Raw genomic sequence first — 13,592 nt, 5'->3', positions numbered from 1 at the left:
TCGGCCGGTGCGCTGATTTCGCCCGCTGTGAAGCGGATTCCGCTGATCGCGTAAGCGGGCGCCGCGGTGTGGCCGCGGTCATACCGTGGTCGCATGAACTCACCGATCACCGGCACCGCTGCGGGCGTGCCGTTCACCGCCTTGCCGCCGGCCACCGGTGGTCCGGCCCCGCTGATCGTCACCTGGCACATGCTCGACGCGCCGAGGTCGGACGCCGCGTTCGCCGCTGCGCTGCCGATGCACGACGTGCCCGCGTGGCGGGTGCACCTCGCGATGCCGATGTGCGGGGCGCGCATGGTCGACGGCAGCATGGACGCCGGTTTGGCGCTGCTCCGCGAGGATCCGCTGATGTCGGTGTTCCACCCGTTCGTCCAGCAGGCGAGCGAGGAGCTCCCGGCCGCGCTGGACTCGATCCGCGCGCAGCTGCCGGTCGACGACGGCCCGATCGGTGTGCTCGGCGGCTCGCTCGGTGGGGCCGTTGCGCTGCGGATCCTCGCCGACACCGCGATTCCGGTCTTCGCCGCAGCCGTGGTGAACTCCGCCATCCGGATCCGGACCGTCGTCGACATGTTCCCGGGCGAGTACTCCTACGACGCCGAATCCGCCCGGGCGGCCGACGACCTGGACTTCATCGCCAAGGCGGGCACCATCGCCGAGCGCGCGCCGCTGCTGGTCGTCAGCGGCGAGCTCGACGATCCACCGCTGCGCGCCGACGCGGTGAGCCTCGTCGACGCCGTGGGGGAGCGGGCCGAGCTGCTGTCCGTCCCGGGCCTGGCGCATCCGCTCGCCGACGAGCCCGGCATCGAGCCCGCACCCCAGCTGCCGCTGGCCCACGAGGTGGACGCCGGCCTGACCGCCTGGTTCCGCCGCCATCTCCCCTAGGTCGCTGTTTCCGCAGGTCACCACCCGTGAGTACTTTGAGTTGCTATAGCCCCCCAAAGTGCTCACGGGTGATGACCAGGCGAAACGCCGCGCTGATCGAGTTGGTGCTTTGGTCCGGTTGGCCGTGGGCCATTGGGTTGGTTCGGTTCCGCGCTCCTTGTTGGCGCGGACGGCCGGGGTGATGCTGGGGTGTTCGCGGAAAGGGGGGCGCGGATGACCGAGTTGGTGTTTCCGGAATTGCGGCGTCGTCCGGTGGCGAACCGGGCTCCGGTGCGCGGGGTGCTGGTGCGGTGGCTGGCCGCCGACGGGAGCTCTGTGCACGTCGGTGACCGGTTGGCCGAGGTCGGGACGGACGGCGAGGTCGTCGGGTGGGTGCTGGCGCTGGCCACCGGGACGCTCTGGCACCAGGCGCGGGCCGGTGAGGTGCTCAGCGCCGGTGCGGTGGTGGGGCTCATCGACTGATGACCCCGTCTCGGGTTAGGTTGGTGCGAGTGACGCGGGGTGCCCGGTTCCGGCCGGGCTGAGATCAGACCCGTCGAACCTGACCTAGCTCGTACTAGCGGAGGGACGTCATGGTTCCGAACGTGCTGACCATCGCGGGGACCGACCCCAGCGGTGGCGCCGGAGTCCAGGCAGACCTGAAGGCCTTCTCGGCGCACGGCGCCTACGGCATGTCCGTGATCACCGCCCTGGTCGCGCAGACCACCACCGGGGTCGCCGAGGTGCACGAGGTGCCGCCGGAGTTCATCACCTCGCAGCTGGTCACGCTGCTCGACGACGTGCGGGTGGACGCGGTCAAGATCGGCATGCTGGCCAACGCCGAGGTGATCCGCGCGGTGGTCGGCGTGCTCGACCGCTACGCGCCGCGGCACGTGGTGCTGGACCCGGTCATGGTCGCCAAGAGCGGGGACCGGCTGCTCGCGCCGGACGCGGTCGGGGCGCTGCGCGACGAGCTGCTGCCGCGGGTCGACCTGATCACCCCGAACCTGCCGGAGGCGGCCGACCTGCTGGAGGAGCCGGAGCTCGTCGGGGTCGACGGCATGGCCGCGCAGGCCGAACGGCTCGCCGGGCTCGGCGCCAAGCAGGTGCTGCTCAAGGGTGGCCACCTGTCCGGAGAGTCCAGTGTGGACCTGCTGTACGGCGACGGGGTCGCCGAGTTCCTGACCAGCGAGCGGGTCGTGACCACCAACGACCACGGCACCGGGTGCACCCTCTCGGCCGCCATCGCCGCGCTGCGCCCGCAGCGCCCGGACTGGCTGACGGCGGTGCGCGAGGCCAAGGAGTACCTGACCGAGGCGCTGCGCGCGTCCGAGCGCCTGGACGTCGGCCACGGCCACGGCCCGGTGCACCACTTCCACCAGTGGTGGTGATCTTCCCGCGGTTCTGATCGAACCCGCGGATCACCGGCGCGTCGGCCCGCGGCACGCCGGTCGTCGTGGACAACTCCCGCAAGTTCAATGGAATTTCGAGGTTCGATTTCCATTGAACTCGCGGTCCTTCGGAGGAGAGGACTTCGATGAGCAAGCTTCCCGCCCCGGCCGCCGACGGGTTCTGCGCGCAGGCCTGGGAGCACACCGCTCAGCTGCGGAAGGCGATCGTCGAGCACCCGTTCAACACCGGGCTCGCCGACGGCACCCTCGACCGCGAGGTGTTCGCCTTCTACATCGTGCAGGACGCCCGGTACCTGGTCGGGTTCGCGCAGGCCCTGGCCGCCGCGGCGACCCGGGCCGGCAACGCCGAGGACGCCGCGTTCCTGTCCGGTGCCGCCCAGGGCGCGCTGGTCGAGGAGCGCCGCCTGCACGCCGGGTACGTCACCGAGTTCGGGCTGACCGACGAGGAGATCGCCGGCATCGGGACCTCGCCGTCCTGCCTGGCCTACACCTCGTACCTGCGCGCGTGCGCGCTGACCGAGTCCTACCCGGTGCTGCTGGCGGCCGTGCTGCCGTGCTTCTGGGTGTACCAGCACGTGGGCAGCGCGATCCTGGAGTCCACCGGCGACACGTCCGGGCACCCGTACCGGGCGTGGATCGAGACCTACGCCGACGACGCGTTCGCCGAGGCGGTGCTGACCGCTCGCGAGCTCACCGACCGGGCCGCCGCGACCGCTGACGCCGAGACCCGGCAGCAGATGCTGGAGGCCTACATCCGCGCCACCGAGTACGAGTGGATGTTCTGGAACAGCGCGTGGATCAAGGAGGAGTGGCCGACCGCCGCGTTCCTCGGGTAGTCGTTGAAACCCGTTGCGGGACAAAGGAAAGCGCCGTCCGCAAATGTGACACGGGGCACACCGGCCGCCGGTTAACGAATTTCCGGATCTGGAACGATGTGCCCAGCGACACGCCCGTTCGGGCGTGGATTCTTCCCATTGCGGACGGGGCTTCGAGGGCCGTGGGCGGTTCGGTTCTGATCATTCTCCTGGGCATGTTGGTGCCCGTGCTCGCTGCTGCGCCGTTCTACGTGGCGGACCGCCGAAAAGAACAGCGGGAACTGGAACGGCCAGCTCGCGAGGGCGAGCTGGCCGAGGTGCAGACCGATGGTTCCAGCGACTGAGTGATAGCAGTCGCTGGAACCGGTGACGCTTACTCCTTGCTGATCTCGGCCCGGAGCCGGGCGATGCGCTGGCGGGACCGGTTGAACTTCGCCTCGAAGTGCTTCTCGTACAGGTCGGTGGGCAGTTCGGGGAGCTCGACCGGCTCCGACGTGCGCTGCGCCGGCGCGACGGCCTGAACTTCAGCCGCGGGCTGCTCCGCCTCGGCCTCGGTCGACTCGGCGGCCTCCGCAGACTCTGCGGGCTCCGCGGGCTCGGCGGCTGCCGTCGGCTCCGGGGTCCGGCGGGTGACCGTCGGCGGGGTGGGAGCGCGCAGCGCGTGCTTGCCGCGCGGGGCGGACTCCTGCTCGCCGAGCCGGCGGTTCGCTCGGTGCAGCAGCGGCCAGAAGATCAGTGTCGCCAGTGCGAAACCGGTGACGAACATCAGCACGAGCAGTTCCACGTGATGCTCCGATCAGTTCTGTCGGGCAGGTCCGGGCTGCGGGGTCGCACCGTTGTTGCTGGGGCGCTGACCGTTGATGGGGATGAGGTAGGTCTGCACGTTCTCGCGTTGCGAGGGCAGCTGGAGCGGTAGCTGCGCCTCGGGCTCGGCAGCGGGGGCGTGACCGCGCAGCTCTTCGGTCGAGGTGCTGAGCACTTGCCTTGCCTGGTCCATCGAGGACAGCACCGCGGCGCGCAGCTCTTCCAAGCGGCGCTGCTGGGAGTTGATCTCCTCCAGCGCTTCCAGGCGCATCTGCTCGGTCTCGGCGTCCCACTGCCCGCACTGCCTGCGGGTCTCGGCGATCAGCGCGTCGGCTTCTTCCTGCGCGGCGGTGACGATCCGCTTGTACTCGTTGCGGATGTTCTGGCGCATCCGGTGTTCCTGGGCGCGCAGCTCGCTGGCCTTCTGGTCGTGCTCGCGGTGCAGCCGGGCGCGGCGCTCTTCGACGTCGGCGATCAGCTGGCTGCACTCCTCGCGCATCTCGGTCGCGTTGCGCTCGGCCTCGCTGATCAGCTCGCGGGCCTCGGTCTCGGCGGTGCCGCGGATGATCTCGGCCTGCCGCCGGGCCTGGTCGCGGAGGGTCTGCACCTCCTCCTCGGCGATCGAGAGCATGTTCTGCACCCGCTGGGAGGCGGCGGGCAGGCCGGTGTCGGAGGACTCGATGCGCTGGAGGCGCTGCTCGGCGGCGTCCAGGCTGCGGCGGGTGTCGTCGCAGAGCTTGCGCAGGTCGCTGTTGAGCTGCGCGGCCTCGTTGCGGTCGATGGTGACCAGCCGCAGCTGGTCCTCCAGCAGCTCGATGTGGTCGACGACCTGGCTGCGGTTGAACCCGCGGACCTGGATGTCGAATCCCGGCCGGAGCGGAACGACGGAGTCGGCGTCATCCATGGGTGAACTCCTCTCCGGGCGGTGCGGCGGTTCGGTAGCTCGGAGAGTAGGGCTGATGGTCCGTGTTCGCCCAGCGAGACACAACGATCATCACCGGATCAGGTACTGATGGTCGATCGCTCGGTTGATCGCCTTGCGCTGGGTGATCAAAAACGCGGCCCGTCCACAGTGCACAGCCTCGGACGAGGGGTGTTTGTTGACACTGCCGTGTGAGGCAGTTATTAGGTTAGGCTCCGCTCACGTGTCCCCGGTTCGAGGAGCATTGCGTGACGAGTGGAGTCGACCTTCCCGGGCAGTCGCACCAGCGCGCGTCGGCGCTGCTGAGGCGGTGGTTGGCGGAGACGCACACGCCCGTCGTAGAGGGACCGCTGCGGCTGACCGTCGGAGCGCTGCGGTTGGGCACCGAAGTCGGGTACAGCTCGCCGACCGGTGCGCACGGATTCGGGACGATCCACGTGCTCGACGACTCCGGTGAGCCGGTCGCGGTCGCCGATCCCGCGCTGCTCGCCGCGGCCTGCTCGGCGGATGCGCGTGCTCGCGCGCTGCCCGATGCTCCGATCAACTCCGCGGACGCCGGTTCGCCGGTGGACTGGCTGATGCGCGCGCTGCCGAGGCGCGAGTTCGACCCGCTCGCGCTGTCGGAGGAACTGGTCGCGGTGGCCCGCTCGGTGTCCGACGCCGATGAGGCGCGGCGCTGGTTGGCCGCGCACGTCGAGGGCCGGCTGCTGCCCGCGGTGCTGGGCTGGGAGGGCGATGTCGCCGCCGCGACGGTGGAGCTGCTGACCCGCGGGCCGCTGGCGGTCATCGGGTTGTTGGGGCGGCGCGGCGTCGTCCACGAGGGCGATCTGCTCGCGGAGCTGCGGAAGTGGCTGGGCGGGGTCGCCGAGGCGCACCCGGGGTCCGCGTCGTTGGTCGAGCACTGGCTGGCGAGTTCGACGCTGACCGATCTCGCCGTGCTCAACGGCTCCGACCTGCGGTACCGGTCGAACACCGGCGAGGTTCAGATCCAGCCGGTCCGGTTCGAGGCGCCGAACCCGCTCTGGTCGGGCGCGGCCGAGGCGCCGGGCGTGCCGATCCCGGTGCTGGGCGGGGGTTGGTCGTTGCGGCCGGTGGAGGTCGTCGGCAGTGATGGCGGGCCGGACGTCGCGCTGGTGCACCGGTGGATGAACGCCGAGCACGTCGCGGTGAACTGGAACCAGGCGTGGCCGGTGGCGCAGTGGCACGAGGAGCTGGCCGGTCAGCTCGGCGGGCAGCATTCGGTGCCGTGCATCGTCGGGCTCGACGGGCGCGACGTCGCCTACCTGGAGCTCTACCGGGTGCAGCGGGACAAGCTCGCGCGCTGCTACTCGCACGATCCGCACGACCTCGGCGTGCACATCGCCATCGGCGAGCCGGATGCGATCGGGCGCGGGGTCGGTTCGGCGCTGCTGCGGGCGGTGGCCGACGGGTTGCTGGACGCCGACCGGGATTGCCGACGCGTGGTGGCCGAGCCGAACGTCCACAATGGAGCTTCGGTGGGCGCCTTCGGCAAGGCCGGTTTCAGCAGGTCGGGAGAGATCGGGTTGCCGGGCAAGAACTCGGCGCTGATGATCTTCGAGCGCGGGTGAGCAGCCCCACCTGTACTCCTGATCTCCAGAGAACTAAGGTAAGGCTTACTTACCTTGTTGATCGTGGGGAGAGCGATGCCGGGCCTAGCTGACCAGCAGTTGCCACTGTCGGCCGCGCAGGCGGGGATCTGGTTCGCCCAACAACTCGACCAGGCGAATCCGATCTTCAACACCGCCGAACGCGTGGAGATCCGCGGACCGGTGGAACCCGAGCGGTTCGCCATCGCGCTGCGCCGGGCGGTGGCCGAGGCCGACTCGCTGCGCATCCGGATCTGCGACGACGGGCCCGAACCGGTCCAGGTCGTCGAGGAGCCCGCCGAGTTCGACCTGCCGGTCGTCGACTGCTCGACCGCCGCCGACCCCGATGCGCAGGCGCTCGCCTGGATGGGGGCTGACCTGCGGGAACCGGTGGACCTGACGCGCGGGCAGGCCGGCCGGCTGTGGAGCGCCGCGCTGTTCAAGCTCGGCGAGCAGCGCTGGTGCTGGTACCAGCGGATCCACCACGTGGCCATCGACGGCTACGGCTTCTCGATCCTCATCCGCCGGGTCGCCGAGCTCTACGGCGACCTGAACCTCGGCCCGTCGCCGTTCGGCCCGCTGGAGTCGCTGCTGGACGACGAGCGGGAGTACCGGGAATCGGCGAAGTTCGAGCGGGACGCGGCGTTCTGGCAGGAGCAGTTCGCCGACCGACCGGACGTGGCGTCGCTGACCGGGAGCTCGCGGCCCACCGCGCACGACTTCCTGCGGCAGCGCGGGGAATCCGGGGCGGATCTGACCGCGGCGTCCGAGGAGGGCCGCACGATCTGGTCGGACGCGCTCATCGCCGCCTTCGGCGCCTACCTGCACCGGATGACCGGGGCGGACGACGTGGTGCTGGGGCTGCCGGTGATGGGGCGGCTCGGTTCGGCCGCGCTGCGGGTGCCCGGCATGGTCGTCAACGTGCTGCCGCTGCGGCTGCGGATCACCGCCGCGACCACGCGATCGGAACTGATCTCGCAGGTCACCAAGGCCGTTCGGCGGCTGCGCAAGCACCAGCGCACGCGCAGCGAGGACCTGCGCCGCGACCTCAAGCTGCTGGGATCGGACCGGCCGCTGTTCGGGCCGATGATCAACATCAAGGCCTTCGACTACGACCTGCGGTTCGGCGACAGCCCGGCCACCGTGCACAACCTCGCCGCCGGACCGGTCGACGACCTCACCGTCGCGGTCTACCACGAGGACGGGCAGCTGCGGTTCGAGTTCGACGCCAACCCCGACCGCTACCGCGAGGCCGACCTCACCGCGCACCGCGAGCGGTTCCTGCGCTTCCTCGGGAACTTCGCGGAATGCTCCGGCGAAACGCCGATCGGGCAGGTCGAACTGCTCTCCGCCGAGGAGCGCACCCGGATCCTGGAGGAGTGGAACGCGCCGATCGCCGGCGTGCCGGAGTCGCCCGCGGTGCCGCTGCCGCAGCTGTTCGAGGAACAGGTCGCGCGGACTCCCGGCTCGATCGCGGTCACCTTCGGCGACGAGCGGCTGACCTACGAGGAGCTCAACGCGCGCGCCAACCAGCTCGCGCACCACTTGATCGACCTCGGCGTCGGGCCGGAACAGCTGGTGGCGCTGGCGCTGCCGCGCTCGGCCGAACTGGTGGTGTCGCTGCTGGCGGTGCTCAAGGCAGGGGCGGCGTACCTGCCGCTGGATCCCGGGCACCCGGCCGATCGGATCGCCTACATCGTCGGTGACGCGCAGCCGACCGTGCTGATCAGCGACGCCGAACACGCATCGCGGCTGCCCGCCGGGATCACCTCCGTCCTGCTGGACGACCCGACCGCGCAGGCCGAGATCTCGCGGCACTCGCAGCGCGACCCCAAGCCCGGCGAGCGCGGGCCGCTGACCGTCGAGCACGCCGCGTACGTCATCTACACCTCCGGCTCCACCGGCCAGCCGAAGGGCGTGTCGATCCCGCACCACAACGTGGTCCGGTTGTTCGGCGCCACCGAGCCGTGGTTCTCGTTCGACGGCGACGACGTGTGGACGTTGTTCCACTCCTACGCCTTCGACTTCTCGGTGTGGGAGCTGTGGGGCGCGCTGCTGCACGGCGGACGGCTGGTGGTCGTGCCGCACGAGGTCAGCCGCTCGCCGCAGGAGTTCCGGCGGCTGCTCGTCGACGAGCAGGTCACCGTGCTCAACCAGACGCCGTCGGCGTTCTACCAGCTCAGCCAGGCCGATCGGGAGGATCCGGCGGGCGAACTGGCGCTGCGCGTGGTGATCTTCGGCGGCGAGGCGCTCGAACTGTCCAGGTTGGACGATTGGTACGAGCGGCATCCGGAGCTGCCCAAGCTGGTCAACATGTACGGGATCACCGAGACCACCGTGCACGTGTCCTACGTCGAGCTGGACCGCGAGCTGGTGGCCCGGCGCGACGGCAGCGTGATCGGCCGCGGCATCCCCGATCTGCGGGTGTACCTGCTGGATTCGCAGCTGCAGCCGGTGCCGCCCGGAGTGGTGGGCGAGCTGTACGTCGCGGGGGAGGGCCTGGCGCGCGGGTACCTCGGGCGCCGCGGTCTGACCGCGCAGCGGTTCGTCGCCGACCCGCACGGTGCGCCGGGAACCCGCATGTACCGCTCCGGTGACTTGGGGCGGTGGCGTCCGGACGGCAGCATCGAGTTCATCGGTCGCGCCGACCACCAGGTCAAGGTGCGCGGATTCCGCATCGAGCTGGGCGAGATCGAGGCGCACCTGGCCGCGCATCCGCAGGTCCGGCAGGCCGCTGTCGTGGTGCGCGAGGACCAGCCCGGCGACCAGCGGCTGGTCGGCTACACCGCCGGCGAGGCCGGGGAGGGGGAGCTGCGGACCCACTTGGCCGAGCGGCTACCTGGGTACATGGTGCCCTCGGCGTTCGTGCCGGTGGACGAGATCCCGTTGACCGCCAACGGGAAGCTCGACGTGCGTGCGCTGCCCGCGCCGGAGTTCGGCGGCGACATCGCGGGGCGTGCACCGCGCAACGAGGTCGAGGCCGGGCTGTGCCGGTTGTTCGCCGAGGTGCTCGGGGTGCCCGGGGTCAGCATCGACGACGGGTTCTTCGAGCTCGGCGGGCATTCGCTGCTGGCGGCGCGGCTGCTGGCGCGGGTGCGGGTCGAACTCGGCGCTGAGCTGACCATCCGCAGCCTCTTCGACCATCCGACCGTTGCCGGGCTGTCCGAGCAGCTGGGCGCCGTTGCGCGTCGACCGGAGCTGCGGCGGGTTGAGCGGCCTGAGCGGATTCCGCTTTCGTTCGCGCAGCAGCGTCTTTGGTTCCTCAACCGGTTGGAAGGTCCTAGCGCCACTTACAACTTGCCGCTGGTGCTGCGCATGTCCGGCGAGCTGGACGTCGAGGCGTTGCGCGCGGCGCTCGGCGATGTCGTGCAGCGGCACGAGAGCCTGCGCACGATCTTCCCGGACGAACTCGGCGAACCGCGCCAACAAGTCCTCGACTCCGGCCCGGAGCTGACCGTCGTTCAGGTCCCGTCGTCCGGTGATCCGCAAATTCCATTGAAATCGAACGTCCAATTTCCATTGAATTTGTGGAACTCCGCGACGGGGTCCGGTGTGGACGGTGCGGTGGCGGAGGCCGCTCGGGAGGGGTTCGACCTGGCGGTGGAGCCGCCGGTGCGGACCGTGCTGTTCGAGGCCGGGGACGAGCACGTGCTGTTGGTGCTGCTGCACCACATCGCCGTTGACGAGTGGTCGATCCGGCCGTTGGTTCGGGACCTGTCCACCGCGTACGCGGCGCGGATTCGGGGCGCGGCGCCGGAGTGGGACGAGCTGCCGGTGCAGTACGTGGATTACGCGCTGTGGCAGCGGGAACTGCTCGGCGCCGAGTCCGATCCGGCGGGGTTGGCCGGTCGGCAGCTGGAGTTCTGGCGCGGCGCGCTCGCCGATCTGCCCGACCAGCTGGAGCTGCCCACCGACTTCCCGCGGCCGGCCGTCGCGAGCCACCGGGGTGACTCGGTGAGCTTCGAGCTCGACGCCGAGCTGCACCGGGAGTTGCGGCGGATCGCCGGAGAGCACCAGGTCAGCGTGTTCATGGTGCTGCAAGCCGGACTGGCCGCGCTGCTGACCCGGCTGGGCGCGGGCACCGACATCCCCATCGGTTCGCCGGTGGCCGGTCGCGGCGACGACGCGCTCGACGAGCTGGTCGGGTTCTTCGTCAACAGCCTGGTGCTGCGTACCGACACCTCGGGCGAGCCCGGCTTCGCGGAGCTGGTCGACCGGGTGCGGCAGACCGACCTGGCCGCCTTCGACAACGCCGAGCTGCCCTTCGAACGGCTCGCGGAGGCGCTCAACCCGGCGCGTTCGCTGGCCCGGCACCCGCTGTTCCAGGTGATGCTCGCCTTCTGGGGCGCCACCGACGCCGTCACCGCGGACCTGCCCGGTTTGACGACCACTGTGGACACCGCGGATGCCGGTGCGGCGAAGTTCGACCTGGCGTTCAGCCTCAGCGAACGCGCTGATGGCGGGGTCGACGGGCTGGTGCAGTACAGCACCGACCTGTTCACCCGCCAGACCGTCGACGACCTGGCCGCGCGCTTCGTCCGGCTGCTGGCCGCAGCGGTGGCCGACCCCGCGAAGCCGATCAGCCGCCTGGACGTGCTGGGCCCGCAGGAGCGGCAGCGGGTTCTGGCCTGGGGCGATGCGGTCGGCGCGGTCGAACCGGCCGGGACGTTCCCCGAGCTGTTCGCGCGCGCCGCCGAGCGCGAGCCGGACAAGACCGCGCTGATCTTCGAGGACGTCGAGCTCAGCTACCGCGAATTGGACCGGCGGGTCACCGAGCAGGCGCGGCTGCTGGTCGAGCACGGCGTCGGGCCGGGCGACATCGTCGGCGTGCTGCTGCCGCGCTCGGCCGAACTGATCATCGGGCTGCTGGCCGCGATGCGCGCCGGGGCCGCGTACCTGGCGCTGGATCCGGAGTACCCGGTGGAGCGGTTGCGGCACATGGTCGAGGACGCCGAGCCGCGCCTGGTGCTCACCGACGACCTCGGCGCCGAACTGCCGACAGCCCTGCTGAGCTGCAACGATCGTCCGGAAGGCAGCTGGCAGCTGCCGACTCCGCGGCTCGACGACGCCGCGTACGTCATCTACACCTCGGGCTCCACCGGCACGCCGAAGGGCGTCGTGGTGCCGCACCGCGGCATCGCCAAGCTGCTGGCCACCCAGACCGAGCGGGTCGGCATCACCGCCGACAGCCGGGTGCTGCAGTTCGCCTCGCCGAGCTTCGACGTGGCGTTCTGGGAGATGTGCATGGGGCTGCTCAGCGGCGGCACGCTGGTCGTGGTGCCCGCCGATCGGCGCGTGCCCGGCGAACCGCTGGCCGAGTACGCCCGCCGCCACCAGGTCACGCACCTGGCGATCGGGCCGTCGATGATGGGCATGTTCCCGGCCGACACCGAGCTCCCGCCGAACGCGACCCTGTTGTGCGGGGCCGAGAAGGTGCCGTCCGACCTGGTGCTCCGCTGGGCGCGCGGCCGGAAGATGCTCAACTGCTACGGCCCCACCGAGGCGACGGTGAACTCCACGCTGTGGGACTGCGATCCGGACGCGGTGGGCAGTTCGGTGCCGATCGGCGTGCCCGACCCCGGTGCCCGGCTCTACGTGCTCGACGAGCAGCTGCAACCGACTCCGCCCGGTGTCGTCGGCGAGCTCTACGTCTCCGGCCTCGGCCTGGCGCGCGGCTACCTCAACCGGCCCGGCCTGACCGCCGAGCGCTTCGTCGCGGATCCGTTCGGGCCGGCCGGTTCCCGCATGTACCGCACCGGAGATCTGGTGCGCTGGCGCTCCGACGGGACGCTGGACTTCGCGGGTCGGGCCGACGACCAGGTCAAGGTCCGCGGATTCCGCATCGAGCTCGGCGAGGTCGAGGCGGTGCTCGCCCAGCACCCGGACGTCGCGCAGGTCGCGGCGGTGGTGCGCGAGGACACCCCCGGCGACAAGCGGCTGGTGGCCTACGCGGTGGGCGGCGGTGATGCCGGCGAGCTGCGCCGGCACGTTGCCGATGCGCTGCCGGACTACATGGTCCCGGCCGCCGTCGTGTTCGTCGACGCGCTGCCGCTGATGCCCAACGGCAAGCTCGACCGCCGCGCGCTTCCCGCGCCGGACCTGGGCGAATCGGTGGGCAACGCGATGCCGCGCAACCCCGCCGAGGAGATTCTCTGCGGGCTCTTCGCCGAGGTGCTCGGGCTGCCGCGGGTCGGCGTCGAGGACAGCTTCTTCGACCTCGGCGGGCATTCCCTGCTGGCGGCCAAGCTGATCGGCCGCATCCGCGACGCGCTGGGCGTGCGGGTCAACGTCGGAAGCCTGTTCGCGGCGCCGACCGTGGCCGGGCTCGCGGAGCGGCTGCACAGCGGTGGCGGTCGGGACGCGCTGGAGATCTTGCTGCCGCTGCGCACCGAAGGCAGCAAACCACCGCTGTTCTGCGTGCACCCCGCGGCCGGGCTGGCGTGGCCGTTCTCGGGGCTGCTCAAGCACATCGACGACGAGCGGCCGATCTACGGGATCCAGTCGCGCGGGCTCGCCGAACCGCAGCCCGTCGCGGCGAGCCTGAGCGAGATGGCCGCCGAGTACCTCGAGCACATCCGCCAGATCCAGCCGCGCGGGCCGTACTACTTCCTCGGCTGGTCCTTCGGCGGCGTGGTCGCGCACGAGATGAGCACCCAGCTGCAGCAGCAGGGCGAGGAAGTGCGGTTCCTGTGCATGCTCGACTCCTACCCGAAGGACGTGTGGGACGAGCTGCCGACCGAGACCGAAGCGCTCAAGGCCCTGCTCTACATGGCCGGCTACGACCTGGCCGCCATCGACGGCGACTCGCTGACCAGGGAAGGCGTGCTGGCGATCCTGTCCGCGGAGGGCAGTGCGCTGGCCAACCTGGAACCGCACAGCATCACCGCGATCATCGACAACTTCGCCAACTGCGCGGTGCTGGAGAACGAGGCCGACCACGACAAGTTCCGCGGCGACGTCCTGTTCTTCTACGCCACCGTCAACCCGGCGAAGGAGTCGCTGACCGCCCAGATGTGGCAGCCCTACGTCGACGGCGAGGTGCGCAACCACGACATCGCCTGCGAGCACAAGGACATGACCCAACCCGGACCGCTCGCCGAGATCGCCGCGGTCGTCGAGCGCGAGCTCGGCGAGGTGGACCGGTGAGGCGGGGTGTTCAGGTGACACTGGA

At 70.8% G+C, this 13,592-nt stretch carries 9 protein-coding genes and 1 riboswitch; of the genes, 7 read left to right on the top strand and 2 right to left on the bottom strand.

Features of this window, described 5'->3' with window-relative positions:
• The first annotated feature begins 93 nt into the window (after positions 1–93).
• From OU415_RS20615 to OU415_RS20595, 5 genes are all read left to right on the top strand, one after another.
• The gene (locus OU415_RS20615; protein ID WP_270950549.1) at positions 94–882 is read left to right on the top strand and encodes an alpha/beta hydrolase family protein; all 789 of its coding nucleotides are present in this window, start codon (positions 94–96) and stop codon (positions 880–882) included.
• A 213-nt stretch (positions 883–1,095) separates the two neighbouring features.
• Positions 1,096–1,344, top strand: coding sequence for an alpha/beta hydrolase (locus OU415_RS20610; RefSeq protein ID WP_270950548.1), 249 nt, complete (start codon positions 1,096–1,098; stop codon positions 1,342–1,344).
• Positions 1,345–1,369: 25 nt separating this feature from the next.
• Positions 1,370–1,467, top strand: a riboswitch (TPP riboswitch).
• Positions 1,455–2,252 (top strand): bifunctional hydroxymethylpyrimidine kinase/phosphomethylpyrimidine kinase, encoded by a 798-nt coding sequence (gene thiD / locus OU415_RS20605; RefSeq protein WP_270950546.1) that lies wholly within the window; start codon positions 1,455–1,457, stop codon positions 2,250–2,252. It overlaps the preceding riboswitch by 13 nt.
• A 146-nt stretch (positions 2,253–2,398) precedes the next feature.
• On the top strand, positions 2,399–3,109 hold the full coding sequence (gene tenA / locus OU415_RS20600) for a thiaminase II (RefSeq protein WP_270950545.1): 711 nt from the start codon (positions 2,399–2,401) through the stop codon (positions 3,107–3,109).
• Between the two features lie 194 nt (positions 3,110–3,303).
• Complete coding sequence (locus tag OU415_RS20595; RefSeq protein WP_270950544.1) at positions 3,304–3,432, top strand: hypothetical protein; 129 nt, start codon at positions 3,304–3,306, stop codon at positions 3,430–3,432.
• 29 nt (positions 3,433–3,461) lie between these two features.
• On the opposite strand, the gene OU415_RS20590 is transcribed toward OU415_RS20595, so the two are convergent.
• A complete protein-coding gene (locus OU415_RS20590; protein ID WP_270950543.1) occupies positions 3,462–3,872 on the bottom strand; it encodes a hypothetical protein in 411 nt (136 codons plus the stop codon).
• Between the two features lie 12 nt (positions 3,873–3,884).
• Positions 3,885–4,796 (bottom strand): coiled-coil domain-containing protein, encoded by a 912-nt coding sequence (locus OU415_RS20585; RefSeq protein ID WP_270950542.1) that lies wholly within the window; start codon positions 4,794–4,796, stop codon positions 3,885–3,887.
• A gap of 266 nt (positions 4,797–5,062) precedes the next feature.
• On the opposite strand from OU415_RS20585, the gene OU415_RS20580 reads away from it, so the two are divergent.
• A complete protein-coding gene (locus OU415_RS20580) occupies positions 5,063–6,403 on the top strand; it encodes a GNAT family N-acetyltransferase (RefSeq protein ID WP_270950541.1) in 1,341 nt (446 codons plus the stop codon).
• Positions 6,404–6,478: 75 nt separating this feature from the next.
• Positions 6,479–13,567: an amino acid adenylation domain-containing protein gene (locus OU415_RS20575; protein ID WP_270950540.1), complete on the top strand. Its 7,089-nt coding sequence runs from the start codon at positions 6,479–6,481 to the stop codon at positions 13,565–13,567.
• Positions 13,568–13,592: the final 25 nt, after the last annotated feature.

Source organism: Saccharopolyspora oryzae, from assembly GCF_027853915.1.
GTDB classification, from domain to species: Bacteria; Actinomycetota; Actinomycetes; order Mycobacteriales; family Pseudonocardiaceae; genus Saccharopolyspora; species Saccharopolyspora oryzae.
Note: the sequence above shows the minus strand (reverse complement) of the source record. Positions and strands in the feature narration are given on the sequence as shown.

Coding starts and splice junctions, on each gene's coding strand:
- OU415_RS20615 (WP_270950549.1), top strand. CDS start 94: ATGAACTCACCGATCACCGGCACCGCTGCGGGCGTGCCGTTCACCGCC.
- OU415_RS20610 (WP_270950548.1), top strand. CDS start 1,096: ATGACCGAGTTGGTGTTTCCGGAATTGCGGCGTCGTCCGGTGGCGAAC.
- thiD (WP_270950546.1), top strand. CDS start 1,455: ATGGTTCCGAACGTGCTGACCATCGCGGGGACCGACCCCAGCGGTGGC.
- tenA (WP_270950545.1), top strand. CDS start 2,399: ATGAGCAAGCTTCCCGCCCCGGCCGCCGACGGGTTCTGCGCGCAGGCC.
- OU415_RS20595 (WP_270950544.1), top strand. CDS start 3,304: ATGTTGGTGCCCGTGCTCGCTGCTGCGCCGTTCTACGTGGCGGACCGC.
- OU415_RS20585 (WP_270950542.1), bottom strand. CDS start 4,796: ATGGATGACGCCGACTCCGTCGTTCCGCTCCGGCCGGGATTCGACATC.
- OU415_RS20575 (WP_270950540.1), top strand. CDS start 6,479: ATGCCGGGCCTAGCTGACCAGCAGTTGCCACTGTCGGCCGCGCAGGCG.